Source organism: Oceanimonas pelagia (assembly GCF_030849025.1).
GTDB classification, from domain to species: Bacteria; Pseudomonadota; Gammaproteobacteria; order Enterobacterales; family Aeromonadaceae; genus Oceanimonas; species Oceanimonas pelagia.
Window position 1 is genome coordinate 1890634 of record NZ_CP118224.1, and the last position, 25828, is coordinate 1916461.

A 25828-nucleotide genomic window follows, 5' to 3' on the forward strand; every position below is an offset into this window, starting at 1 on the left:
CGTCAGTCCTTAACCGGCAGCGCCCTGAGCTCTTCCAGTTCTTTTTGCTGACGCTCCACCTTTTTATTCAGTCCCTTGTTGGTCATTTTAAGGCGCAGCATCACCAGGCCGAACACCAGCCAGCCAATCAGAAAACCGGCCACAAATACCACCGCCAGCAGGGAAGAAAGGCGATAGTCGCCCTGGGCCAGCAAATAGTTAACGTGCACCAGCTGGTCGTTCTGGGAGCCCAGCGTCAGGCCCACCGCAAAAAGGATCGCCAGAATTATCAGGCCAAAAATTATTTTCACCTTACCCTCTCAACATCCTGATTTTAGAGTGATTGGCATTATCCCGAAAAAGCCCGGGCGGCGCCAGCGCAGCCACCGGGAAAAGTGAGCTCAAGCCGGGTTTACCCGCTCGCGCAATTCCTTGCCCGGTTTGAAGTGGGGCACGTATTTGCCGTTAAGCTCCACCTTTTCGCCGGTCTTGGGATTGCGACCCAGGCGGGGAGCGCGGTAATGCAGCGAGAAACTGCCAAAACCGCGAATTTCAATGCGATCCCCCGATTGCAGGGTGGATGCCATTTGCTCCAGAATTTCCTTGATGGCGTTTTCCACTTCCTTGGCGGAAAGGTGAGCATACTGCTCGGCCAGTCGTTCAATCAGGTCGGATTTTGTCATGATTCAGTCTCCGGAACACAAAACAAAAAGGGGCCATGAAGGCCCCTTGTTTCAATACGGTCAGGCTTATTCGCCTTTCGCCGCCTTGAATGCTTCTGCCATGGCACTCAGACCAACTTCATCTTGCTGCTGGTTCAGGGTGTCGATGGCGGCCTTCTCTTCAGCTTCGTCCTTCGCACGGATGGACAGGCTGACGGTGCGGTTCTTGCGATCGATGCCCATGAAGCGAGCTTCCACTTCTTCACCGGCGCTCAGCACGGTGGAGGCGTCTTCGATGCGGTCGCGGGAGATGTCGGCAACGCGGATGTAACCTTCCACGCCTTCTTCCAGCTCAACCACGGCACCCTTGGCGTCAACAGCGGTGATGGTACCCTTAACGATAGCACCTTTCTTGTTGTCAGACAGGTACTTATTGAAAGGATCTTCATCGATCTGCTTCACGCCCAGGCTGATGCGCTCGCGCTCCGGATCGACCTGCAGCACCACGGCTTCGATTTCGTCGCCCTTCTTGAAATCACGAACGGCTTCGTCACCGTTGGCGTTCCAGGAGATGTCGGACAGGTGTACCAGACCGTCGATGCCGCCTTCCAGACCGATGAAGATACCGAAGTCGGTGATGGACTTGATCTTGCCGGATACGCGGTCACCCTTGTTGTGGGTTTCGGCGAACAGCTGCCACGGGTTGGATTTGCACTGCTTCAGACCCAGGGAGATACGACGACGCTCTTCGTCGATGTCCAGCACCATCACATCCACGTTGTCGCCCACGGAAACAACCTTGGACGGGTGAATGTTCTTGTTGGTCCAGTCCATTTCGGACACGTGTACCAGGCCTTCAACGCCTTCTTCGATTTCAACGAAGCAGCCGTAGTCGGTCAGGTTGGTTACACGGCCGGCCAGACGGGTGCCTTCCGGGTAACGGTTGGCGATATCTACCCACGGATCTTCGCCCAGCTGCTTCAGACCCAGAGACACACGGGTGCGCTCGCGGTCGAACTTCAGCACTTTCACGTTGATTTCGTCGCCAACGTTCACGATCTCGGACGGATGCTTGACGCGCTTCCAGGCCATGTCGGTGATGTGCAGCAGGCCGTCTACGCCACCCAGATCCACGAAGGCACCGTAGTCGGTCAGGTTCTTGACGATACCCTTGACTTCCTGGCCTTCCTGCAGGTTTTCCAGCAGCTGCTCGCGCTCGGCGCTGTTTTCGGTTTCGATCACGGCACGACGGGAAACCACAACGTTGTTGCGCTTCTGGTCCAGCTTGATGACCTTGAACTCAAGCTCTTTGCCTTCCAGGTGAGTGGTGTCGCGAACCGGACGCACGTCTACCAGGGAGCCCGGCAGGAAGGCGCGGATGCTGTTCACTTCCACGGTGAAGCCACCCTTGACCTTGCCGTTGATCACGCCGGTCACGGTTTCTTGATCTTCGTAGGCTTTTTCCAGCTGCAGCCAGGCTTCGTGGCGCTTGGCTTTCTCACGGGACAGCTGAGTCTCGCCGAAACCGTCTTCCACGGCATCCAGCGCTACGTCTACTTCGTCGCCAACGCTGATTTCCAGCTCGCCCTGGGCGTTCTTGAACTGCTCGGCGGGAATGGCAGACTCGGACTTCAGGCCGGCGTCAACCAGCACGATGCCGTTTTCAATGGCAACAACGGTGCCCTTGACGATGGAGCCCGGACGGGTTTCGAGTTCTTTCAGAGACTCTTCAAAGAGTTGAGCAAAAGATTCAGTCATGTTTAATGAATACACTGTTAAAGTTGAACATCCACGGGGCATTCCGGCGCGCGTGGGGTGACTAACACATTCCGCCCTTCTTCCCTGAGGGCGGCATTGCCAAATGGCTTAACGGCCAAGTTTAACCTTAGTATGACTCAGCACCCTGTCCAGCACCTGGGTGATGGTCAGTTCGGTGGAGTCGATCACCAGAGCGTCGTCGGCTGCCTTGAGCGGCGCCACGGCCCGGTTACGGTCGCGGTCGTCGCGTTCCTGTATTTCGCTTAAAAGGCGGTCAAAGCTAACATCAAAGCCCTTGTCTTGCAACTGCTTGAGGCGCCGGCGGGCCCGCTCCTCGGCACTGGCGTCGAGAAAGATTTTGACCTCGGCGTCGGGGAATACCACTGTGCCCATGTCGCGGCCGTCGGCAATCAGCCCCGGCCTGGCCCGAAAGGCGCGCTGGCGGCGCAGCAGTGCCTCACGCACACGGGGAAACGCCGCAACCTTGCTGGCGGCATCGGCCACTTGCTGAGTACGAATGTCGCGGGAGACGTCTTCGCCTTCCAGGATCACACGGATTTCTCCGCTTGCTGTCGGAAACTGCACGTCCAGGTGCGCTGCCAGAGGCATCAGCCCCGCTTCGTCATTGAGATCCACGTTGTGGTGCAGGGCGGCCAGCGCCAGCACCCGGTAGATGGCGCCGGAGTCGAGCAGGTGCCACTCCAGTTGCTCTGCCAGCAGCTGGCAGAGGGTGCCCTTGCCGGCACCGCCCGGGCCATCCACGGTAATGACGGGAGCTTGTTCAGACATACATCCTCCAGTTGGTCATGAGTTCGGGCACCGCCCGAGAGCGGGTGCCGCGCGGGCGGCATTATAACCAAGTTGCTTGACAAAGACAGGCATTACAAACAATTAACAATCGCCACAGGGCGATTGAGCCTATACCTGCCGGCCCATCCGCTTTACAATAACCGCCATTTTTTATCGATGAATTGACTCTAAGAGGAACGCCATGAGCAGTGTTACCCGAATGGCAAACTCCAAACTGCCCACTCCCTGGGGCACCTTTACCCTGGTCGGGTTTGAAGAAAAGGGCACCGGCAAGGATCATGCCGCCCTGGTGATGGGGAATGTCGACAGCGGCGAACCGGTGCTGGCGCGCATTCATTCCGAGTGCCTGACCGGTGATGCCCTGTTCAGCCTGCGCTGCGATTGTGGCTTTCAGTTACAGGCGGCGCTGGAGCGCATCGCCAGGGAAGGCCGGGGCGTGCTGCTGTATGTGCGTCAGGAAGGCCGCGGCATCGGTCTGCTGAACAAGATCCACGCCTATCACCTGCAGGATCAGGGCAAGGACACGGTAGAAGCCAACGTCGAGCTGGGCTTTGCCGCCGACATGCGCGACTACACCATCTGTGCCGACATGCTGCACAGCCTGGGCGTAAGCGCGCTCAGGCTGATGACCAACAATCCGCGCAAGGTCAAGGCGATGGAAAACTTTGGCATCAGGGTGAGCGAACGCCTGCCGCTGCAGGAAGGGCGCAACCCCTTCAACGAGCATTACCTCGACACCAAGGCCGGCAAGCTGGGCCATATGCTGAAAGAGCAGGACTGACTTCCCGCCCTCAATAAACAATAAAAAAATACCGGCCAGGAGCCGGTATTTTTGTGCCGGTGCAGCAGGCGTCAGGCCTTGCCAAAGTGCACGTCTTCTTCCTTTTCGCCGGCATGGGGGTCGTGAAAGCGGCTCAGGTTCATGGCGCCTTCGCTCTTGCCCACAACGCAGGTGACCACGGCGTCGCCGGTAATGTTGACGGCGGTACGGATCATGTCGAGCAGGCGATCCACACCGATGATCAGCGCAATGCCTTCCACCGGCAGCCCCACCTGGTTCAGCACCATGGCCAGCATCACCATGCCCACCCCGGGCACGCCGGCGGTACCAATGGAGGCCAGGGTCGCGGTCAGGATCACCATCAGGTAGTCGCTGAACGACAGATCGATATTGAACGCCTGGGCGATAAAGGCGGTGGCCACCCCCTGCATGATGGCGGTGCCGTCCATATTGATGGTGGCGCCCAAGGGTACGGTAAAGGAAGCCACCCGGTTTTCCACCCCCATGCGGCGGGTGGTGGTCTCCAGGGTCACCGGAATGGTGGCATTGGAAGAAGCGGTGGAAAAGGCAAACATCACCGCATCTTCCATCTTTTTGAAAAACACCAGCGGATTGAGCCCGGTCAGTACCCGGAACAGGCTGGCGTAAGTCACCAGGGCATGCAGCAGCAGGGTACCCGCCAGCACCAGGAAGTACTCAATCAGGTTGACGATGGCGTCCAGCCCCAGACTGGTGAACAGCTGGGCCATCAGGCAGAACACGCCGTAGGGGGCCAGGTTCATCAGCAGCGCCACCAGCTTCATGATCACTTCGTTCAGATCCACAAACAGCGCCGCAATCCGCTCTCCGGGCTTGCCCGCCAGGCTGATGGCAATGCCGAACAGCACCGCAAACACGATGATCTGCAGGGTGTTGCCCTGGGCCATGGCGTTAATGGGGTTGGTGGGGAACATGTTGATGATCACCTCGGCCAGCGACGGCGCCTCGCGGGCGGCAAAGGTGCTCGACGAGACCAGATCGGCCCCTTCGCCGGGGCGGAACAGCTCGCCCATCAGCAGTGCCAGGCTGATGGCCACGGCAGTGGTGCACAGGTACAGGGCCAGGGTCTTGCCCCCCAGCCGCCCCAGGGTGGAAATGTCTTTCAGGGAGCTGGTGCCGCACACCAGCGACACAAAAATCAGCGGCACCACCAGCATGTTGAGGCTGGCGATAAAGATTTTGCCACCAACCAGAAACAGGCCGTTGACCAGATACTCCTGCACCGCGGCCACATCGGCAAACAGAGTGCGGATAACAAAACCGGCCAGCACACCCAAGCCCATGCCCAGCAGAACACGGGTGGTGAGTGACCACTTTTTCTCGCTCGCATTCATGGCTGAATACTCCTTATTCGAAATCCCTTGCGGGGTTGCAATGAAGGGGCGCAAGAGTAACAGCCCGGGGCGAAAAACGCCTCATGAAAACCTTAAAAAAACAAAATATCTGACTACCAAATAGACTAAAATTGAACATTAAAACTAATTTTAGTGATTTTTATCACATTTTAATTCATCGAGCCGCCATGTCCGTGCCGGCCGCCAGCATTTGGGCATCGCTGCGTTTGAGTACCGAGTAAACCACGCCGGTGAGTAAGGCGCCGGCGGCAATCGCCAGCACGTACCAGCCCAGTTGCTCAATGGCATTGGGAATAAACAGCACAAACACGCCGCCGTGAGGCGCCAGCAACTTGGCGCCAAACAACATCGACAGGACACCGGTCAGCGCGCCGCCGGCCATGCAACAGGGGATCACCCTGAGCGGATCCCGCGCCGCAAAGGGAATGGCCCCCTCGGAAATAAAGCACAGCCCCAGCACAAAAGACGCCTTGCCCGCTTCCTGCTCATTGGGGTTGAACTTGCGCCGCGCCAGAAAGGTGGCAATGCCCATGCCCAGCGCCGGTACCATGCCTGCCGCCATGGCCGCCGCCATGGGGCCGTAGGTTTGCGAAGCCAGCAGCCCGACGGAAAAGGCATAGGCGGCCTTGTTGACCGGCCCGCCCATGTCAAAGCACATCATGGCCCCGATAATGATGCCCAGCAGCACGGCGTTGGCCGAGCCCATGTTGTTGAGAAAGTCGGTCATCACCGCCATCACGGCGGCCACCGGAGCGCCCACCACGTAGATCATTACCAGCCCGGTGAACAGGCTGGCACACAACGGAATGATCAATATCGGCTTGAGCGACTCCAGGCTCCTGGGCATGGGTACCCGCCGGGCCAGCAGGCGGGCGCTGTAACCGGCGAGAAAGCCAGAGATGATACCGCCGATAAAACCGGCGCCCAGGGAGCTTGCCAGCATACCGCCAATCATGCCCGGGGCAATGCCCGGCCGGTCGGCAATGGAATAGGCGATATACCCCGACAGCACCGGGATCATCAGGGCAAAGGCGGAGCCGCCGCCAATCTGCATCAGCGCCGCCGCCAGGGTGCCCTCCTGCTTGAACGCCTCAATGCCAAAGACAAACGACAACGCGATAATAAGCCCCCCGGCCACCACCATGGGCAGCATGAAGGACACTCCGGTGAGCAGATGCTGGTAAGAGCCGGGCGCCTTTTTGCCGGCGTCGTTACCGGCGTCGGCACCCTTGGCACCCGCGCCGTTTTGCGGATGCCAAATTTTAGCCTCGCGCAGGGCCGTTTCAATGGTTTGCCGCGGTTGTTTCAGCGCCGGGCCGGTGCCGGTGCGGAACAGCCGCTTGCCATTGAAACGGCTCAGGTTAACCTCAATGTCGGCGGCCACGATCACGCAGTCGGCCTCACGAATGTCGTCGGCGCTCAGGGCATTCTGGGCGCCCACCGAGCCCTGGGTTTCCACCTTGATCTCGTAGCCCAGCGATTTGGCGGTATCGGTCAGGGCCTCGGCCGACATAAAGGTGTGGGCCACTCCGGTGGGACAGGCGGTGACCGCCACCAGCCGCGGTGTTTTCGGTGCCGTTTGGACCGCCGGCAGCGGCCTGGCCTGCTCCGCCGCCCGTTGCAGCCAGCCGGCGGGGTCGTTCAGCGCCGGCTGAATGTCGTCCACAAACGCCGGCTTGCCGGCAAAACGGGACAGCTCCAGGGCCGGCCCGCTGGCCGCCACCAGCACCAGTCCGGCACCGGCGATCTGTGCCGGAGTGAAGGGAATGACCGGCTCAAGCCGGCTGTGACATTCCACCGCCACCTGCCAGCCCCGTTGTTGCGCGGCCCGCTCCAGCAGGCGGGCGGCCAGGAAACTGCCGGCCATGCCGCTGGGGCAGGCGGTGATGATCAGTATATTCATGGGTTCACTCCCCGCTCGTCAAAGGGTTCCACCTGTATCTCGCGCTGAAAGGCGGCAAAGGTGGCCTGATCGTAAATGCCCACGCCGATCTGCGTGACCGCCATCAATGACAGGGCCACTGCCCGGCGCAGGGTATCGGGCTCGTTCAGCCCGTCCAGCAGGCCGGCGCACAGGCCCGCCACCAGGGAGTCGCCGGCGCCCACCGTGCTCACCAACTGCACCCGGGGCACACGGGCCCGCCAGTGCCCCTTTGCCCCAAACCAGACCACGCCATCGGCACCGGCCGACACCACCACCTGCCCCACCCCGCCGGCCATCAGCCGGCGGGCGCACTCGGCCAGGGCGTGATCGTCGTGAACGGGCCGGCCCGCCAGATCTTCCAGCTCCTGCAGGTTGGGCTTGATAAGCTGGGGCAAGCCGCGAATGCCAGCCTTGAGCGCCGCCCCGCTGGCATCCAGCCACACCGTCTTGCCCCGCCTGCGCCAGTACTCTATCAGCCCTTTCAGCCGGGTCGGGCTGACTCCGGGAGGCAGGCTGCCCGCCACTACCAGGCAGCCGAAATCATCGGCCAGGGCGTCCAGCCGGACCAGCAGCCGGCGCCAGTCGTCCTCACTCACCCGCAGGCCGGGCAGGTTGATGTCGGTCACCCGGCCATCGGCCTCAGCCACCTTGACATTGACCCGGGTATCACCGGGCAGGTACAGAAAATCATCATGGATGCCGTGGCGCTCAAACAGGGTGCGGTACGGCGCCGCGTTGTTGGCGCCAAGAAAGCCGCAGGCGCGGGGGTGATGACCCAGCTCCGCCAGTACCCGGGCCACGTTGATGCCCTTGCCGGCGGCACCCAGGTGACCGGCGCTGGCCAGGTTGACCCGGCCGGGGCTGAGGGTGGCCAGCGACACCGTCAGATCCAGCGCCGGATTCAGGGTCAGGGTCAGCACATTCATGACGATGTCTCTACCAGGGCCCGCACGGCCCTGGCGTCCCGCGCGGCCAGGGCGCGCCCGGCCAGCGCCCGGCACCGGGCCAGGTTGCATTCCCGCACCCGCGCCTTGACCATGGGGATTCGCCCGGGGCTGACCGACACTTCGTCCACCCCCAGCCCCAGCAACAGCGGCAGGGCCTGAAGGTCCGAGCCCAGCTCGCCACAGATCCCCACCCACTTGCCCTCGGCGTGAGCGGCATCAACCGTCATGGCAATCAGCTTCAGCACCGCCGGATGCAGTCCGTCCGAGAGCGCCGCCAGCGCGCCGTTGCCCCGGTCGGCGGCCAGGGTGTACTGGGTCAGATCATTGGTACCGATGCTGAAAAAGTCCGCCTCTTTGGCAAACTGGGGGGCATGCAGGGCGGCGGAAGGCACTTCCACCATCATGCCCACCTGCACATTGGGAGCATGGATGTCGGCCTGCACCCGTTCAAACAACTCCCGGGCAAAGCGCCACTCGGCCCAGTCCGCCACCATGGGAAACATGATGCGCACAGGCTGGTCGCCGGCGGCGGTGAGCAGGGCCCGCAATTGGGTTTCCAGCAGTTCGGGTTGTTGCCGGCACAGGCGAATGCCGCGCACCCCGAGAAAGGGGTTGTCTTCCCTGGGCGCCGGCCACCAAGACAACGGTTTGTCGCCGCCCACGTCCAGGGTACGGGCCACCAGGGGCCGGCCCTTAAGGGCCGCAAACGCCGCCTGGTACTCGGCCAGCTGCTGTGACACATCGGGCGCCCGGCTGCGGCCCATGAACACACACTCGGTGCGCAGCAGCCCCACGCCTTCCGCTCCCGCTTCCACGGCGGCGGCAGTGGCGGCGGTATCGCCCAGGTTGGCCCCCACTTCCAGCCGGTGGCCGTCGCGGGTGACGGCAGGCTGGTGGCGCTGCGCCCAGGCCTGTTCGGCCAGTTGCCGCTCCCGCGCCTGTTGCGCCCGAGCCCGCGCCAGCACCTCGGGCGCGGGGGCCACATGCAGGGTGCCGGCCTCGCCGTCGAGGATCACCGGGGTGCCGGTTTTAAGCCCCATCACGGCGCCGCCCATGGCCACCAGGGCGGGAATACCCAGGGTGCGGGCCAGAATGGCGCTGTGAGACGAAGGTCCGCCGCCGGCGGTCACCAGCCCCAGTACCCGCTCGGCATTCATGTTCACCACCTCCGACGGCCCCGTGTCTTCCGCCACCCACACATAAGGGGTATCGGGAGGGCTCGGCAGCGGTGTATTGCACAGAATGGCCATGACCCGGCGGCCGATATCGCGAATGTCGGCCGCCCGCTCCGCCAGCAGGGCATTGGCGCTGGCCGCCTGCTCGGTGGCGGCGGCGTCGATTTCTGCCCACCAGGCGGCGGGCGCCGAGGCGCCCCGGCGCAGCCGTGCTCCGGCCCCTTCCAGCAATGCCGGATCACTCAGCAGCTCCCGGTGCATGGCAAGAATGTCCCGCGCCTGGGGCGCGGCTGCCTCTGCTGCGGCCTCGGCCAGCTCTCTGTCTGCCTGCTCCAGCGCGCTGTTCAGCCGTTCACGCTCGGCCTCGGCGTTGCAGGCCATGTCGGCATAGTCAAACGTCACCGGTGTTTCCACATACACCGGGCCGATGGCGATGCCCGGGGAAGCGCCCACGCCATGCACTTGCGTGTTGGCGGCAATGTCCTGCACGCGATGCACTGTGCCGGTTTCGGCGGTCACCGGCACCAGCTCTTCCCCCAGGCCCTCGTGAATGGCGGCCTGTAATTGAGTGAGGGCCTCATCGGCATCGGCACCATTGGCGGTAAACAGCAACTGGTGGCCGGGCCGTACCCCCAGGCCAATGAGTTTCATCAGGCTCTTGGCGTTCACCTCATGGCCATCGCCGTCCAGGTTGCGTACACGAATCTCGGCCTCGAACTGCCGAGCAAGCTGCACCAGCATGGCGCCGGGCCGGGCGTGCAGGCCCTGGTGGTTGCGCACCGTCACCACCCGCTGGTTGGCGGTCAGGGCCTGTTCGCCCGGCGCAACCGGCCCCCGAGTCAGCGCCCGCTGCAGCGCTTCGCCGGCCAGCGCAGCCAGCTCTGCTCCCTTGCCGGCCACCAGCCAGTCGGCCAGTTGCACCAGCAGGCGTTTATGGCCGTTGCCGCTCACCGCCAGCGCCAGCAGGGCGCGCACCGGCTGGCCGTGGTGCTCACCTTCCGCCATGGTGGTCACCAGTGCCATGCGAGGCTTACCCTCGGTGACCGTCTGGCTCAGCCACCAGCCCTGCCCCAGATGCAAGGGGGACTGCAAGGCCGCCAGCTCCTGCTCATTAGTGCGCAGCAGATCGGCGGCGGCGCGTTGCAGCTCGTCCAGGGCGGTGGCCTTCAGCCCAGTGCGTATGGTCTCGGCGCGCCATTCCAGCAACGGCGCCTCTTCCCCTTCATCGACGCGTAACAGGCGCAGAATGTCGTCGCTGTGCCGGGCTTGGCGCACCCGTTCGGCCAGATCGTCCCGGCCCAGGGCCCTGGCCAGCCGGCGCAGTAGCTCCAAATGCTCGTCGGAGCCGGCGGCAATGCCCAGCACCAGATAGGCCTTTTCCCCCTCGCCCCAGTCCACCCCCTCGGGCAGGTGCAATGCCTTGATGCCGGTCTTTTTCACCAGATGACGGCAGGCCTGAATGCCGTGGGGAATGGCGATGCCCTGGCCCAGGTAGGTGGAGGTCTGGGCTTCCCGCGCCAGCATGCCGGCGCCATAACCGGGGGCCACATTGCCGTCCTGCTCCAGCCAGTCGGCCAGGGCCGAGATCACCGCCTCCTTGCTGGCCAGGACCTGGCCCATCCGCACATCCTGGGGGGTAAGAGAAAGCATCACATCTCCTGTTTGAAAGCCGGAATACTGTCAGCCTAGGGGAAACAACGGAATTTGCCTGCCCGGTATGCTGTCTCCTTTTCATCACGGGAGCAAGAATGGCGGCGCGGCAGAATGACCTGTATCCCCGGCCACACAGGAGCAAGGCATGACGAGGGGGCCGCCTCAGGGATGGATTTCCTGACCGTTCCAGGCGAACAGCCGGCCCGACTGCGCGGGTGTAAGGCCGTCGAGTACCGCCAGCAGGTGCCGGGCCGCTTGCTGCGGCGTCTGCAACTGCCCCGCAGGCAGGCCGGCACAAAAGGGCGCCGAGAGATTGGTGGCCACCGTGCCCGGATGCAGGCCCACCACACAAGCGGCGGGAAAGCGCCGGGCCCATTCCACCCCCAGGTTTTTAATGGCCATGTTCAGCGCCGCCTTGCTGATACGGTAGCTGTACCAGCCGCCGCCACGGTTGTCGCTGATACTGCCCACCCGGGCTGAAAGCGCCGCCAGTCGCAGGGGCTGACGCCGCTCCATGCGCGCCGACAACAATTTTGCCAGTGCCAGGGTGGGCCAGGTGTTGACCCGCAGATGATCGAGCAGGGCGGCGTCGGTCAGCTGCTCGATGCGCTTTTCCGGCTGCCACCGCTCGCTGTGCAGCATGCCCACGGTATTGATCACCCGCTCCGGCAACGGCAGTTGGGCGCAAACGGTGTTCATGGCGGCTTCGTCGGTGACGTCGAGCGCATGCCAGTGCACGCCCGCCAGCTCGGGAGAAGTTCGGCTGAACAGCCTGATCTCGTCGCCTCGTTCGGCACAGGCCGCCGCCAGCGCCCGGCCGATGCCACCGCCGCCCATGATCCAGTAACGCATCAGAAAGTCTCCGGTTAATAACTGTCGCCATGGAGACCGAACGGGATTGCGTTTGCTTGCAGTCAGTTCGCCCGGGCGGCCGCCCACTCGGCCAAAACCGCATACCACTGAGTAAACCGCTCGCCCTCGATGGCGGGAGCCGTGACCTCGATGCGCTCGCCCCGCCAGTCAAAGGCCAGCTGCCAGGCATGCAGGTAGCCCCGGTCGGCCGGCGTGCCACCATAACGGGTATCGCCGAGAATGGGGCAACCGATGCTTTTCAGCGCCACCCGCAGCTGGTGGGTGCGCCCGGTGTAGGGCTGCAGCACAAAGCCCCGCACTGCCGGCGCCAGCGAGGTGCTGAAAAACCGGGTTATGGCCAGATTATTGTCATTGCGGGTCAGCTTCCAACTGCCATTGCGAGCCTTTTCCATGCCACCCTTGACCCAGCCCTGCTTTTTGGCCGGTTTGCGATCGCTGAGCGCCAGATAGCACTTGGTGGTGGTGCGCTCGGCAAACTGGCCGCTGAGGATCCGGTTGGCCTCGGAATGGCGTGCCAGCAGCAGGGCGCCCGTGGTCATTTTGTCGAGCCGGTGCACCGGATAAAGCGGCTGCTCCAGTTGCTCACTGAGCAGGCGCACCAGACCGGGCTCCTGCCCCTGCTGGTGCATGCCGATGCCGGCGGGCTTGTTGATGATTAAAAAGTCGGGGTGGTCGAGCACTATGTTCATGACTAACTCCGGCGTGAGCCTGGGCACAGCGCCCAATGCAAAAAGCCCGCTGCAAACGCAGCGGGCTTTTTTGTCTGGCGGAGGAGGTGGGATTTGAACCCACGGTAGGCTATTAACCTACGCCGGTTTTCAAGACCGGTGCATTCAACCACTCTGCCACCCCTCCTGACGGGCGCCAATACTACTGAGCCCGCCGCACCTTGTAAACCGTTAAATGGCGTTTATGATTCAAATGAACAAGAAAGCGCCAGCCCGGTTCACGGCCGCGCAACACAATGCTCGACAACCGGGTCATATTATGTCCAGAATAGAGTAAATTCATTCGAGTCATTTTGAGTCAGATACCCAAGGAGTCTGGATCATGCGTTACAACAATACCCTTTCACGCACTCACGGCGGTGCGCTGGAAACCAACAAGGTCCTGCGCAATACCTATATGCTGCTGGGCATGACCCTGGTGGTGGCCGCCCTGTCCGCCGGGGTGAGCGCCATGCTGAACCTGCCCCATCCGGGCCTGATCATCACCCTGGTGGGCTTTTACGGTCTGATGTTCCTGACCGAGCGCAACCGCAATAGCGGCCTGGGCCTGCTGTTCATCTTCGCCTTTACCGCCTTTACCGGCTACACCATAGGCCCCATTCTCAACTACTACCTGAGCACCAGCTCCGGCACCGAAACCGTGATGCTGGCCCTGGGGGGAACCGCCCTCACCTTTTTGGCGCTGTCGGCCTATGTGCTGACCACCAAAAAGGACATGTCGTTCCTCGGCGGCATGATGATGGCCGGCTTTGTGGTGATCCTGGTGGGCTTTGTGGCCAACATCTTCCTGGCCCTGCCGGCCCTGAGCCTGGCCCTGAGCGCCCTGTTCATTCTGTTCTCGTCCGGCGCCATTCTGATGCAGACCAGCGCCATCATTCACGGCGGCGAGCAGAATTACATCTCCGCCACCGTGACCCTGTACGTGTCCATCTTCAACATCTTCCTGAGCCTGCTGCAACTGCTGGGCATGAGCCGCGACTAAGCCGGCAAATAAACAACCAGGGCGGCCATGATGCCGCCCTTTTTTATGCCCGCTGCGTTCCCCCCCGGGTTTCGGTATGATGACAACACGCCCCCTGTTACGAGATACCCCATGCCCCCTGCCAGCCAGTGGCTGAGACGCATTTTTACCGACAGTCATTTCTTCTTCGCCCTCAAGGTGTTGCTGGCCATGGCCAGCCTGCTGCTGGCCGGCTGGTGGCTGGATCAGGTGCCGGCGGCGGTGACCCTGTCCCTCGGCGCCATGGCCGGCGCCCTGAGCGAGACCGATCAGCCGCCGGCCCGCCGGCTGGGCCAGCTGCTGCTGGGGCTGGTGTGCTTTTTTGTGGCCATCACCGGTGTCACCGCGCTGATCGACATCCCCTGGCTGTTCGGCCCCCTGCTGGTGCTGGTCACCTTTGGGCTGATCCTGGCCGGGGCCTGGGGTCAGGCCGCGGGCAAGCTCGGCTTTGGCACCCTGCTGGTGTCCATCTACGCCATGCAGGGCCATGTGGACAGCCCGGGGTTCTGGTATCAGCCGCTGCTGCTCACCGCCGGCGCTGCCTGGTACGGCCTGTTGTCGTGGCTGATATTGCTGGCCTGGCCCTACAAGCCGGTGCACGAACAACTGGCCCAGTGTTATTTCGCCCTGTCCCGCTACCTGCTGGCCAAGTCGCGCTTTTTCGACAGCCCCGGCGAACTGCACCGGGGCTTGCGCCACCAGTTGGCTCAGCTCAATATTCAGCTGGTCAACAGCCTGGAGCTGAGCAAGCAGATGCTCAACCGCCGCCTGCGGGGCCACTCCCGGGATGGCGAGCTGGCCCGGTTGCTGGAGCTGCATTTGCTGATACAGCACATGCATGAACGGGCCGCCTCCAGCCACTATTCCTATCAGCAACTCAACCGGGCACTGGATCAGGCCGAGGTGCTGGCCGGCTATCAGGTACTGCTGGCGGAGCTGGGTGAGGCCTGTTACCGGCTGGGGCTGGCCATTCTGACACACCGCCCCTTTCAGCCCGGCAAGCGCATTGCCTGGGAACTGTCGGCGCTCAAGGATCAGCTCGACTACAGCCACCTGCGCCGCCATTATTCGCCCGAACTGATGAGCCCGCTGAAATTCCTTACCCGCAATATGGAGCATGTGCACCAGGCGCTGCTGCAGGCCGAACAACTCACCGCACACCGGGGCCAGGAGCGGCCGGCATCCCGGGCCGAGCTGGCCCGCCCGGCGCCCCAGACCTTTGGCGAGCGGTTGCGCGCCCTGTTCACCCCCAACGCCATTCTGTTTCGCCACGGGGTGCGGCTGAGCGCCTGCTTTGCCCTGGGCTACGGGCTGATCACGGCGCTGGAGCTGGAGCGGGGCTACTGGATCCTGCTGACCATACTGTTTGTGTGCCAGCCCAGTTTCAGCGCCACCCGCCAGCGCCTGACCGAACGAACCATCGGTACCCTGGCCGGCATCGCCGCCGGCGGGCCACTGCTGTGGCTGTTTCCGTCGGTGGAAAGCCAGCTGGTGATCCTGCTGATCTGTGCCTTTGTGTTCTTTACCCAGGTGCGGGTACATTACAGCTGGGCGGTATGCTTTATCACCCTGTTTGTGCTGCTGGCCTTTAACCTGCACGGCACAGCCCAAGGCCCCATCCTGCTGCCCCGCCTGTTCGACACCCTGGCCGGTTGCGTGCTGGCCTTTGTGGCGGTAAGGGTGATCTGGCCCGACTGGCAGCGCCGCCACCTGCCCCGGCTGCTGGCCGAGGCCATGGAAGCCAACGCTGCCTATCTCACCGCCATCGGCCGGCAAAGCGCCGGACTGGAGCATGAAAACCTGCCCTACCGCATTGCCCGCAAGCAGGCCCACCTGGCCGACAACCAGCTGGCCCAGGCCTGGCAAAATATTCGGGTTGAGCCGGTGTCAAAACACTGGCTTAACCTGTGTTTTGAAATTGCCTATCGCAACCATACCCTGCTCTCTTACCTGTCGGCCCTGGGCGCACACTGCCGGGCGGATCAGGCGCTGCCGCAACCGTTTGTTGACGGCCTGAATGAGCGGCTGCGCCTCGCCGCCGATGCCCTGCGCCGGGGCAGCCCCCTGCCCGACCAGCCGCCGTTGCCGGCCATGACCGGTGCACACGAAGATGACTGGCATATTCTGGTACGTCAGCTGCTCAACAACATGGCGCTGCTGGTCAACGATCTGCATCAGCTCGCCGGCGGCGTGCGCCAGGATGCACAAGCCGCCGCGCTTGGGTAAGATAGCCGGCCAACCGAGGAGACCCCATGTTTGAATTTGAAGGCCGCCCCATCGAGACCGATGCCCAGGGCTATTTGAAACATCACCAGGACTGGCAGCCGGCCATGGCCGAGCTGCTGGCAAAGGAAGAAGGCATTGCGCTGACCGCCGAGCACTGGGAAGTGATCCACTTTGTGCGCAACTTTTATCTCAAATACAACACCTCGCCGGCCATTCGGGCACTGGTGAAGGCCATGGCCAGGGAGCTGGGGGAAGACAAGGGCAACAGCCGCTACCTGTACCGGCTGTTTCCCAAGGGGCCGGCCAAGCAGGCCACCAAACTGGCGGGCCTGCCCAAACCGGTGAAGTGCATTTAAAAAAATTCCGGCGCGAGGCCGGAATTTTTTATTTGGCCATCACCCGGCCCTTCAGCCCGGTCAGGCGCTCCAGCGCCGGCAATTGCTGCTCCAGCCGGGCCCGGGCATCCGGCCCGACCCACACCCGGTTCAATTCACCCTGTCGCGGCACCGAGGGAGTGGTCTGCACACGATAACCCGCCGCCTGCAGCTTTCTCACCAGTGCATTGACGTTATCGGCACTGCGGAATGCGCCCAGCTGCACCACAAACTCACCGCCGGCGGGAGTCGCCGAAGTGGTCCGGGAAGCCTGCGGAGCGGGCGCCACCGGCTTAATGACCCCCGCCTGCGGCGCCGGCGGTGCTACGGGCTTGACCACCGGTGCCGGTTGCGGCCTGGCCACGACCGGCTTAGCCTCGGGAGCCGGACGCACCGGCTCGGCGGCAGGCTCAGGTTTCGGCGCGGGCGCAGCAGCCACCTGTGACTGGGGTTTCGGTGGCTCGGGCGGTGCTTCCTTCACTTCTTCCAGAGTCCAGTTGTCTGCCGTGGCGGCAGGCGCCGGCGTCGCCTCGGACACAACCCGGGCCGGCCTGGGTGGCTCCAGCTCGGGCCGCAACGGAATGCTTACCGCTTCCTCCGGGGCAGGCGCCTGCTTGCCGTCCAGCAGATCGGGCAGAAAAATCACGCCCAGCGCCACCAGCAATACGGTGCCCACCAGCCGGTGCTGAAACTGGGTTGCCATCTCAGTGTTCCTCTTGTTGCGCGCCGTGCCAGGCCAGCGCCTCGGCCACAGTAAAGAAGGAGCCAAACACGATCACCCGCTCATGCTCGGCGCAGGCGGCCTGTGCCGCCAGCAGCGCCTCAGTGACCGAGCCATAGCCCTGCTCACACCCCAGCACCCGGGCCAGTGCACCGGCCTCCGCACCCCGGGGGCCACTCAGGGTTGCCGGATACCAGTGGCGGACCAGCGGCTGCATGGGCGCCAGGGTGGCGACAATGTCCTTGTCCTTGAGCATGCCCACCACGGCGTGAATGGCCCCCCCTTCATCCGCCTGCAGGCGGGATGCCAGATAGGCCGCCGACTCGGGATTGTGAGCCACATCCACCCACAGGTTGGGTGCCAGCCGTTGCAGCCGGCCGGCCAGGCGGGCCTCGCGCAACCCGGTGGCGATGGCCTCGAAAGAAAGCCTAAAGGGCGAAGCCGCCAGGGTGGCCAGGGCCGTGGCCGCGTTCATCAGCGGCAGGCCGGGCACCGGCAAGCCGGAAAGATCCAGCCCCAGCCCGGCAAAACACCAGCTGTCGCCCTGTTGCTGCCAGTGAAAATCCCGGCCACTGAAGGCCACCGGCGTGCCCAGCTTGTTTGCCTGCTCGGCAATGCTGGCGGGCGGGTCGAGATCACCGCATACCGCCGGCTTGCCCGGGCGCAGTATGCCCGCCTTTTCAACGCCGATGACCTCGCGGTTATCACCCAGCCAGTCGGTATGATCCAGCGCGATGGTGGTGATCACTGCCTGATCCGAGTCCACCACATTGGTAGCATCAAGCCGGCCGCCCAGGCCCACCTCCAGCAGCACCACATCAGGCCGCGCAGCCCGGAACAGCCACAGGGCCGCCAGGGTACCGAACTCGAAATAGGTAAGGGCCGTGTCGCCCCGGGCGGCTTCCACCGCGGCGAAGGCATCACAAAAGGCCGGCTCGGCGGGAAAGTCGCCGTTGATGCGCACCCGCTCCCGGTAGTCGAGCAGATGGGGCGAGGAATACACGCCCACGCTGTGGCCGCCGGCGCGCAGCATGCTTTCAAGCAGGGCACAGGTGGTGCCCTTGCCGTTGGTGCCGCCCACGGTAATGACATGGGACGGCAGGGTCAGCAGGCCAAGCCGGCCGGCCACTCGCTGCATGCGCTCCAGGCCCAGCTCGATGTGGGCCATGTTCAGGCCTTCAAGCACCGCCAGCCAGTCGGCCAGGGAGCGGCCCGGTGCGGGGGCTGCGGGGGTGTGCATCAGATGTCCAGCGGCTCCTGGTTCATCAGCTTGCCGATCAGGCCGGCCAGGCGATCACGCATTTCGCGGCGGTCGATGATCATGTCGATGGCGCCGTGCTCCAGCAGGAACTCGCTGCGCTGAAAGCCCTCGGGCAGCTTTTCGCGCACGGTCTGCTCGATCACCCGCGGACCGGCAAAGCCGATCAGCGCCTTGGGCTCGCCCACGTTCACGTCGCCCAGCATGGCCAGGCTGGCAGACACACCACCCATGGTGGGATCGGTGAGTACGGAGATATAGGGCAGGCCGGCCTCGGACAGGCGATTCAGCGCCGCACTGGTCTTGGCCATCTGCATCAGGGAGAACAGGGCTTCCTGCATGCGGGCGCCACCGGAGGCGGAGAAACACACCAGGGCACGGTTTTCGGCCAGGCAGGCTTCCACCGCCTTGACGAAGCGGGCACCCACCACCGAGGCCATGGAGCCGCCCATAAAGGAAAATTCAAAGGAGCAGGCCACCACCGGCAGGCCGCGCAGGGTGCCCTTCATCACCACCATGGCGTCTTTTTCGTTGCTGCTTTTCTGGGCCGCGCTGATACGGTCCTTGTAGCGCTTGGAGTCCTTGAACTTGAGAATGTCCTGGGGCTCCAGCTCGGCGCCCAGCTCCTCGCGACCGTCCTGATCCAGGAACTTGTCGAGGCGGTTGCGGGCGCTGATGCGCATGTGGTGGTCGCACTTGGGGCAGACTTCCAGGTTGCGCTCAAGCTCGGCACGGTACAGCACCTGCTCGCAGTTGGTGCACTTGGTCCAGACTCCTTCCGGAATATTGTGACGACGAACGCCGATGTTCTTGTTCTTGGGGAGAATTTTCTCAAGCCAGCTCATGGAAATCCTTAATCATTTTCGTGGTTGTCACGCGGCGGTCATTAAATCATATATTCGGCCGCGGGTTGATAAAAATTACAGTGGGTCCGGCAGCCACAGCGGGCCGGGAATGGTAACCGGCAGCGCAAACTCTTCGGGGTAATCCACCCCCACCAGATAGAGGCCGCCAGCCTTGGCAGTGACTCCGGCCAGATTGCGATCCCGGCCTTCCAGCACTTCCTTCACCCAGGCGCCGTCAGCCTCGCCCATGCCAACACGCAGCAGGGTGCCGGTGATGTTGCGCACCATGTGGTGCAGAAAGGCGTTGGCCTTGATGTCGAGCACAATATAGTGGCCAAAACGCTGCACGTTAAGGTGCATCACATTGCGAAACGGACTTTTGGACTGGCACTGCACGGCACGAAAGGCGCTGAAGTCGCGCTCACCCAGCAGGCACTGGCCGGCCTCGTGCATGCGCTCGGCGTCGATATGACCGGCATAATGACTGACCCCGGCACCGTGAATGGCCGGGCGCATATTGTGATTGAAGATAATGTAGCGATAGCGACGGGCGGTGGCGCTGAAGCGGGCATGAAAGTCGTCGGGTACCGCCTTCACCCAGCGCACCGCGATGTCCGGCGGCAGGTTGGCGTTCATGCCCAGGGTCCAGGCGCCGTCCGGGCGGCTGGAGTGAGTGTCGAAATGCACCACCTGGCCGGTGCCGTGCACGCCGGCGTCGGTACGGCCGGCGCACTGCACCTCCACCGGGTGATCGGCAATTTTTGAAAGGGCTTTTTCTACCTCTTCCTGGACACTGGGGACTTCCCGCTGCCGTTGCCAGCCGTAATAGCGGCTGCCGTCATACTCTATGCCAAGGGCGATGCGCATATTCAGTTCCAAGAAAAAAAAGGAGGGCAATTATACCCGTTGCCACGGCAAAATGAAGAACCGGCCGCGAGCGGCCGGTGTACGAACCCGTTACCGCGACGGCGTGCCGGTCAGCGCCGGTCAAGCCGTTGCAGCAGCTTGCGGGCATCATTGCGCTGCTGCTCGTTGCCCTTTTCCATGGCCTCGTTAAGCAGCTCGCGGGCGCTGTCAAGATCGTCAATTTCGATGTAGGCCCGGGCCAGATCCAGCTTGGCCCCCATGCCGCCTTCGTCCAGATCGATGTCCACATCCTGGCCGTTGCCCAGCAGCCCGGCGTAATCGTCCAGCTCGTGGCGAAGCAGGGGTTCACGGTCTTCAAACGGTGATGCAACCTGGTCCGGGCCGGCCGGCTTGCCATCGTCGGCCGCGCCGCCGGCCTGGTTCGCCATGGACTCGGCCAGCAGGTCATCAAACCGGCTGCCGGCCTCCTCCTCAAAGGCGCCCTGCTCCGCCAGTGAGCCCGGGCGGGATTCAGGCCCGCCCGCACTGGCCTGCTGCGCCACGGTTTTTTGCTCCGGCTCGTCCAGATCAAACAGGTGCTCGTCAAACGCCCCCTCGTCGTCGGCGTTATTGCCAAACAGCGACGGTTCACGCGCATCCTCAACCATGGCATCCGGCCCGGAATGATCCGCGGCCCTGTCAAGCCGGGAATCTTCGGCACTGCCTTCCCGGCGCTTGTCCTCGGCCATTTCATCCTCAAACAAAATGTCGTCGGGGTCCACGTCGGGCCCGGCCTTCAGCGCAGGACCGGCCATCTCATCCTCAAACAGAATATCGTCGGGGTCCACGGCGCGCTCGGCATCGCTCGCAGGATCGGCCATGTCATCCTCAAACAGCATGTCCTCGGAAGTCCCGGGCCGGGCGGCGTCATCGTCCAGCAGTGCCTCATCAGGGTTCTCGCGCCCCCTGGTTTCGGCCTCTTCCTGCTCCTGCCGCTCCTGTTCCTCCAGAAACCGGGCAAAGGCGTCTTCGTCAATTTCCACCTGCTCGCCGGTGCCGGTGGCCGGTGGCTCCTCTTCCACCGCACTCAGCTCGGTGGCAAAGAGATCATCAAACTCGTTGTCTTCGTCTTCCATCATCAGCTGGGACGAGTCCGCCTCCTGCTCGGCCATGTCTTCCCTTACCCGCTTGCGCCACCACAGGGTGAACAGCGCCAGCAGCAGCAGGGCCGGCAAGGTCAGCAACAGGGCCAGGTTCAGCGGCTGCCTGAGCAGCTCGCTGAACCAGCCGCCCTGCTCCACGGCGGCATTGGCCTCGGGCGTGGCCTGTTGCGCCCGCACCATTTTCAGCTCGTTGACTTCGGCGGTAAGCTGGCTGAGGCGATGACGCAGGGCCTGATTGTTGTCGGCCAGCTGCGCCAGTTGTTCATTGGACATGGCCACCTGCTCACGCAGCTCGTCCAGCAGCCGGGCCTGCAACCGCTCCAGGGCTGCCTGCTCGGCCTGCTCGGGGGTGGTCGGTGCTACCGGCGCCGCGCGAGGTTCGGCGGGTGCCGGCGGTGTCACCGCTGCCGGCGCGGCGGCCCGCGGTTCACTCAGGCCGGTGGCCGGAGCCGGTTGAGGTGATGCGGCCGGGGCCGTGCTCTGAGTCTGCCTGGGAGCGGCCTCCACCACGGGAGGAGTGGCCACCGCCGGCGCCGCGGTTTCCGCCGGCCGGGGCGTCTCTACCCTGGCAACAGCACGGGCCGGCGCGGGGGTGGCCGGCGCCTGCGTCACCCGCCGGTTGCCCTGACGGCTCAGACGGCGAAACTCGTTTTCGGCTTCCCGGGGGGAGCGTTGCTGAGCCTGGCTCAGCGTTGGCAGCCGCAGCACGGCGCCCCGCTGCAAATAGTTGATATTGCCCCGTACAAAGGCCCCGAGATTGAGGTAATAGAGCGCCACCATGGTCTGCTGCACCGTTGCCGGCGCCCGGGTATGGCGGGCGGCAATGGACCAGAGGGTGTCGGTGGGCGTAATGGGGCCATAACGGCTGGCCCGGGCCGGCGCCGGGGGCGTTTCGGGGGCCGGCGCCGGCCGGTCTTGCGCGGCGGCAGTCTCCGGGCCTCTCAGCTCGATATAGAACTCCTGTGCCGTGGCCGACAGGGTACAGGACAGCCACAGGGCCAGCACGGAATAAAGCGGTGGTCGGCGTGTTCTCATTATGTCGTTGGTATCCCTTGTTCTGACCCGGGGCGGCCTGCACGGCCGCCCGGCTGACCATGGCACAAGTGTAGAAAAAAACAGTCCCAATAGGAACTTATCTATTGGCACATCGAGTCAATGGTTATCGGCCGCGGGCACTCAGGCTTTAAAGCCCAGCGCTTGCGCGCCGGCGCTGGCGCCGCACCACTGCAACGAGCCCAGCTCACGGCGCTCGGGGTATTCCTTGCGCAGCCGGTCAAAAAAGCCCGGCTCGCCCGAGGCCAGGCCGCGACGGAAATTCCGGTCGTCCCGCTCAATGTCGTAAACCAGCCGCACCAATCGTTCCAGCTGGGCCTGATCCGGCGCCCTGTTCAGATGGACCGACCTCACCGCCGGGGCGGGCAACAGCGCCGCCAGGCTATGCCGCTCCGGCTGCCCGCCATGGTTGCACAGTGCCCGGTACAGGGCAAAGGTGCCCCGGGCCTTGCCTTCCAGGCTGTAGCCGGCAATGTGGGGCGTGGCGATCAGCACATGGGGCACCAGCTCGGCCAGCACCGCGGGCTCATGCTCCCATACATCCATGACCAGGGTCAGCGGGCGCCCCCCCTGCTGACGCGCCAGCAGGGCCCGGTTATTCCAGACATCCCCGCGGCAGGCATTGATCAGTACCTGATGGCCACCGAGCCGGTCAATGCGTTCCTCATTCAGCAGATGATGGGTGGCATAAGGGCCCTGATGAGTAATGGGCACATGAAAACTGACAATATCGGCGGCGAGCGCCTGGTCATAGCCGACCAGCCCCGGCATTCCGGCGTTGGCCAGGGGCGGATCGCAGCGCAGCACCCGCATGCCCAGGCCTTCGGCCCGTCTGGCCACCTCGCTGCCGGTATTGCCGGCGCCGATCACCGCCAGGGTTTTGTCCGCCAGGGTCCAGTTCTTGTGAGCCGCCACCCGCAACAGCGCCGCCAGCACATAGTCCCCCACCGCCACCTTGTTGCAGCCCGGGGCGCTGGCAAAGGCAATGCCGCGCCGGGCCAGCAGGCCGGTGTCGACATGGTCACAGCCAATGGTGGCGGTGCCCACAAAGCGCAGCCGGCCGGCCTCGCTCAGCAGTGCCTCGTCCACCCGGGTGATGGAGCGCACCAGCAGGGCGTCGATGTCGCGCAGATGTTCGGGCTGCAGCGCCCGTCCCGGGCGGGTGATCACCTCGGCCCGGCCGGCAAACAGCTCGCGCACAAAGGGCATGTTTTCATCGGCCAGCACTTTCATCGCTATCTCCTTGTTATAACGGCCACTATTGTACTCCGACTTGAACCGAGGTTCACTGCCGCGCTGACCGGCTTTCTGCTAGACTGCCGCCCTTGCCGTTATCGAGAGCCATCATGACCCTGCGTTTGCTGTTGTTTGTATCCTTGCTGCTGATCCTGCCCGTGGCCCTGGCGGGCCTGGCCTGGCACTGGCACTGGTTTCCGTTGCTGGATCTGGATGAGCCGCCGGCCCTGCTGGCCTACGGCCTGACCCTGACCGTGGGCAAGCCGGGCATTGGCCTGACCCTGCTGGCGCTCAGTGCGCTGACCCTGCACCGCTGGCGCCGGCGCCCGGGCCAGCTGCTGGTGTTCTTTTTCTGCCTGTTCGCCGCCCTGGGCGGTGCCTTTGTCACCAAAACCGTGGCCAAGAACCATTTCAAGGAGCCCAGGCCCTATGTGCTGTGGCTGGTGCAACAAGGCCAGCTGGCGGACAGCCGCAGCTTTTACGCCGGTTCCGAGACCGAGCGCGAAACCCGGCTGGCGCGAAGCCTGGTGCAGGTGAGCGAAACCCAGATCCCCGGCTGGCTCAAACACCACTGGCAGGAAGAGGTGAACTATTCCTTTCCCTCCGGTCATGCCATTGCGGCCATGACCATTGCCGGCTTTTTCTGCCTGCTGCTGGGCTACCGCCGCCAGCCGGTATGGCGCATGATGGCCCTGGGTAGCTGGGCGGTGGCAGTGTGTTACTCGCGCCTGCTGCTCGGTCTGCACTGGCCGGCGGACATTCTTGCCAGCAGCGTGCTCGGGCTGCTGTTTGGCGGCGCCGGCGCCTGGGGATTTGTGGTGCTGGACAAACGGCTGGCAGCGCCTGAAAGCAGCTAGCTGAGCTGTCAGCTTTAAGCTGTAAGTAAAACAAAAAAGTACATCTGATCGCCGGCATGTTGGACCCGTCCCGACCTACCGTTCACGCAGGCAACGCCGATGTCACCCGAAGCAGCAGTGGGGATTGCCGGAGCCGACCGTCAAATTCCAGGAATGGAAATTGCCGTGCGTCCCATATATGGGCTTGAAGCGTATCGGCGGAGCGTAACCGCGCTGCTGCTTCGCCCTCTCAAACAGCAGCAGATATAAAAAAGCGCCCTCAGGCGCTTTTTTTTGATTACCGGGCGGTTCAGGCCTTGTATTTGCTGAACACCAGGCTGGCGTTGGTGCCGCCGAAACCAAAGCTGTTGGACATGACGGTGTCCAGCTCGGCCTCCTGGTATTCGGTGACGATAGGCAGGCCCTGAGCCTTTTCGTCCAGCTCGGTGATGTTGATGCTCGGCGCGATAAAGCCGTGCTCCAGCATCAGCAGGGAGTACACCGCCTCGTGCACACCGGCGGCGCCCAGGGCGTGGCCGGTCATGGCCTTGGTGGCGGAAATGTAGGGAGCCTTGTCGCCAAACAGGCTGTGAATGGCTTCCAGCTCCTTGACATCGCCCACCGGGGTGGAGGTGCCGTGGGTGTTGACGTACTGCACCGGATTGGGCGCCGTGGCCATGGCCTGCTGCATGCAGCGCACCGCGCCCTCGCCGGACGGGGCCACCATGTCGTAGCCGTCGGAAGTGGCACCATAGCCGGTGATTTCGGCGTAGATTTTGGCACCGCGGGCCAGGGCGTGCTCCAGTTCTTCCACCACCACGATGCCGCCGCCACCGGAAATCACGAAGCCGTCACGGCCGGCGTCGTAGGTGCGGGAGGCCAGCTCGGGGGTGTCGTTGTACTTGCTGGACAGGGCGCCCATGGCGTCAAACTGCAGTGCCAGGGTCCAGTCCACTTCTTCACCGCCGCCGGCAAAGACGATGTCCTGCTTGCCCATCTGGATTTGCTCCAGGGCGTGGCCGATGCAGTGCGCCGAGGTAGCACAGGCGGAGCTGATGGAGTAGTTGATGCCCTTGATCTTGAAGGGCGTGGCCAGACAGGCGGAGGTGGTGGAGGACATGGTACGGGGCACCATGTAAGGACCCACACGGCGCACACCCTTTTCACGCAGGGTGTCGCAGGCTTCAATCTGGTTCTTGGAAGACGCGCCGCCGGAGCCCACCACCAGACCGGTACGCTCGTTGGACACCTGGGTTTCGTCCAGGCCGGCGTCGGCAATGGCCTGCTCCATGGACAGATAGGCATACGCGGCCGCGTCGCCCATAAAGCGCATCACTTTACGATCGATGTGTTCGGCCGGGTTCAGCTTGAGGTTGCCCCATACCTGGCTGCGCAGCTTGTAGTCGGCAAACTGTTGGGAAAAGGAAATGCCGGAGCGGCCGGCCTTGAGGGAATCAAGCACCTCTTCCTTGTTGTTGCCTATGCTGGAGACCACACCGATACCGGTAATGACTGCTCTTCTCATCTATCGTTCCTACTGTTTCGATTTGGTGCCAATTCTAACCACAAAGCATGGTCAAACTGGT

The 25828-nt window shown here is 63.4% G+C and carries 22 protein-coding genes and 1 tRNA gene; 5 read left to right on the forward strand and 18 right to left on the reverse strand.

Annotated elements, in window-relative coordinates:
* Nucleotides 1-2: 2 nt before the first annotated feature.
* The 4 genes from PU634_RS08915 to cmk form a co-directional block, all read right to left on the reverse strand.
* Nucleotides 3-290: a LapA family protein gene (locus PU634_RS08915; RefSeq protein ID WP_306760455.1), complete on the reverse strand. Its 288-nt coding sequence runs from the start codon at nucleotides 288-290 to the stop codon at nucleotides 3-5.
* A gap of 90 nt (nucleotides 291-380) precedes the next feature.
* Complete coding sequence (ihfB, locus tag PU634_RS08920; protein ID WP_306760456.1) at nucleotides 381-662, reverse strand: integration host factor subunit beta; 282 nt, start codon at nucleotides 660-662, stop codon at nucleotides 381-383.
* Nucleotides 663-728: 66 nt separating this feature from the next.
* Nucleotides 729-2399 carry a 30S ribosomal protein S1 gene (gene rpsA, locus PU634_RS08925; protein ID WP_306760457.1) on the reverse strand — a complete coding sequence of 557 codons (1671 nt, stop codon included), beginning with the start codon at nucleotides 2397-2399 and terminating at the stop codon, nucleotides 729-731.
* Nucleotides 2400-2507: 108 nt separating this feature from the next.
* A complete protein-coding gene (cmk, locus tag PU634_RS08930) occupies nucleotides 2508-3188 on the reverse strand; it encodes a (d)CMP kinase (protein WP_306760458.1) in 681 nt (226 codons plus the stop codon).
* 202 nt (nucleotides 3189-3390) lie between these two features.
* On the opposite strand from cmk, the gene ribA reads away from it, so the two are divergent.
* Nucleotides 3391-3990, forward strand: a complete 600-nt coding sequence (gene ribA, locus PU634_RS08935; RefSeq protein ID WP_306760459.1) for a GTP cyclohydrolase II — start codon at nucleotides 3391-3393, stop codon at nucleotides 3988-3990.
* Nucleotides 3991-4061: 71 nt separating this feature from the next.
* Here ribA and PU634_RS08940 read toward each other — a convergent pair whose 3' ends face one another.
* The 7 genes from PU634_RS08940 to PU634_RS08970 all read right to left on the reverse strand — a co-directional run bounded on the left by PU634_RS08940 (nucleotide 4062) and on the right by PU634_RS08970 (nucleotide 12811).
* On the reverse strand, nucleotides 4062-5363 hold the full coding sequence (locus tag PU634_RS08940; protein ID WP_306760460.1) for a dicarboxylate/amino acid:cation symporter: 1302 nt from the start codon (nucleotides 5361-5363) through the stop codon (nucleotides 4062-4064).
* Between the two features lie 175 nt (nucleotides 5364-5538).
* Nucleotides 5539-7287: a PTS fructose-like transporter subunit IIB gene (locus PU634_RS08945; protein ID WP_306760461.1), complete on the reverse strand. Its 1749-nt coding sequence runs from the start codon at nucleotides 7285-7287 to the stop codon at nucleotides 5539-5541.
* The gene (gene pfkB, locus PU634_RS08950; protein ID WP_306760462.1) at nucleotides 7284-8234 is read right to left on the reverse strand and encodes a 1-phosphofructokinase; all 951 of its coding nucleotides are present in this window, start codon (nucleotides 8232-8234) and stop codon (nucleotides 7284-7286) included. The genes PU634_RS08945 and pfkB overlap by 4 nt, the downstream gene beginning before the upstream one ends.
* The gene (gene ptsP, locus PU634_RS08955) at nucleotides 8231-11080 is read right to left on the reverse strand and encodes a phosphoenolpyruvate--protein phosphotransferase (RefSeq protein WP_306760463.1); all 2850 of its coding nucleotides are present in this window, start codon (nucleotides 11078-11080) and stop codon (nucleotides 8231-8233) included. The genes pfkB and ptsP overlap by 4 nt, the downstream gene beginning before the upstream one ends.
* A 165-nt stretch (nucleotides 11081-11245) precedes the next feature.
* A complete protein-coding gene (locus tag PU634_RS08960; protein WP_306760464.1) occupies nucleotides 11246-11935 on the reverse strand; it encodes an SDR family NAD(P)-dependent oxidoreductase in 690 nt (229 codons plus the stop codon).
* 62 nt (nucleotides 11936-11997) lie between these two features.
* Nucleotides 11998-12645 carry a TIGR01621 family pseudouridine synthase gene (locus tag PU634_RS08965; RefSeq protein WP_306760465.1) on the reverse strand — a complete coding sequence of 216 codons (648 nt, stop codon included), beginning with the start codon at nucleotides 12643-12645 and terminating at the stop codon, nucleotides 11998-12000.
* A 75-nt stretch (nucleotides 12646-12720) separates the two neighbouring features.
* Nucleotides 12721-12811: transfer RNA gene (locus PU634_RS08970), tRNA-Ser, on the reverse strand.
* 195 nt (nucleotides 12812-13006) lie between these two features.
* On the opposite strand from PU634_RS08970, the gene PU634_RS08975 reads away from it, so the two are divergent.
* The 3 genes from PU634_RS08975 (at nucleotide 13007) to PU634_RS08985 (ending at nucleotide 16266) form a co-directional block, all read left to right on the forward strand.
* On the forward strand, nucleotides 13007-13666 hold the full coding sequence (locus PU634_RS08975; protein ID WP_306760466.1) for a Bax inhibitor-1/YccA family protein: 660 nt from the start codon (nucleotides 13007-13009) through the stop codon (nucleotides 13664-13666).
* A gap of 111 nt (nucleotides 13667-13777) precedes the next feature.
* Nucleotides 13778-15910 (forward strand): YccS family putative transporter, encoded by a 2133-nt coding sequence (gene yccS, locus PU634_RS08980; RefSeq protein WP_306760467.1) that lies wholly within the window; start codon nucleotides 13778-13780, stop codon nucleotides 15908-15910.
* A gap of 26 nt (nucleotides 15911-15936) precedes the next feature.
* On the forward strand, nucleotides 15937-16266 hold the full coding sequence (locus PU634_RS08985; protein ID WP_306760468.1) for a TusE/DsrC/DsvC family sulfur relay protein: 330 nt from the start codon (nucleotides 15937-15939) through the stop codon (nucleotides 16264-16266).
* A gap of 28 nt (nucleotides 16267-16294) precedes the next feature.
* Here the strand turns inward: PU634_RS08985 and dedD are convergent, their stop codons facing one another.
* The 6 genes from dedD to PU634_RS09015 form a co-directional block, all read right to left on the reverse strand.
* Nucleotides 16295-16987 carry a cell division protein DedD gene (gene dedD / locus PU634_RS08990; protein WP_306760469.1) on the reverse strand — a complete coding sequence of 231 codons (693 nt, stop codon included), beginning with the start codon at nucleotides 16985-16987 and terminating at the stop codon, nucleotides 16295-16297.
* A gap of 1 nt (nucleotide 16988) precedes the next feature.
* Nucleotides 16989-18245 carry a bifunctional tetrahydrofolate synthase/dihydrofolate synthase gene (gene folC / locus PU634_RS08995; protein ID WP_306760470.1) on the reverse strand — a complete coding sequence of 419 codons (1257 nt, stop codon included), beginning with the start codon at nucleotides 18243-18245 and terminating at the stop codon, nucleotides 16989-16991.
* The gene (gene accD / locus PU634_RS09000; protein WP_306760471.1) at nucleotides 18245-19108 is read right to left on the reverse strand and encodes an acetyl-CoA carboxylase, carboxyltransferase subunit beta; all 864 of its coding nucleotides are present in this window, start codon (nucleotides 19106-19108) and stop codon (nucleotides 18245-18247) included. The genes folC and accD overlap by 1 nt, the downstream gene beginning before the upstream one ends.
* A 75-nt stretch (nucleotides 19109-19183) precedes the next feature.
* Nucleotides 19184-19975, reverse strand: a complete 792-nt coding sequence (truA, locus tag PU634_RS09005) for a tRNA pseudouridine(38-40) synthase TruA (RefSeq protein ID WP_306760472.1) — start codon at nucleotides 19973-19975, stop codon at nucleotides 19184-19186.
* Nucleotides 19976-20085: 110 nt separating this feature from the next.
* Nucleotides 20086-22152, reverse strand: a complete 2067-nt coding sequence (locus PU634_RS09010) for a FimV/HubP family polar landmark protein (RefSeq protein WP_306760473.1) — start codon at nucleotides 22150-22152, stop codon at nucleotides 20086-20088.
* A 141-nt stretch (nucleotides 22153-22293) separates the two neighbouring features.
* On the reverse strand, nucleotides 22294-23403 hold the full coding sequence (locus PU634_RS09015; RefSeq protein ID WP_306760474.1) for a 4-phosphoerythronate dehydrogenase: 1110 nt from the start codon (nucleotides 23401-23403) through the stop codon (nucleotides 22294-22296).
* Nucleotides 23404-23516: 113 nt separating this feature from the next.
* Between PU634_RS09015 and PU634_RS09020 the strand changes: the two genes are divergently transcribed.
* On the forward strand, nucleotides 23517-24263 hold the full coding sequence (locus tag PU634_RS09020; protein WP_306760475.1) for a phosphatase PAP2 family protein: 747 nt from the start codon (nucleotides 23517-23519) through the stop codon (nucleotides 24261-24263).
* Nucleotides 24264-24552: 289 nt separating this feature from the next.
* Here the strand turns inward: PU634_RS09020 and fabB are convergent, their stop codons facing one another.
* Nucleotides 24553-25767, reverse strand: a complete 1215-nt coding sequence (gene fabB, locus PU634_RS09025; protein ID WP_306760476.1) for a beta-ketoacyl-ACP synthase I — start codon at nucleotides 25765-25767, stop codon at nucleotides 24553-24555.
* Nucleotides 25768-25828: the final 61 nt, after the last annotated feature.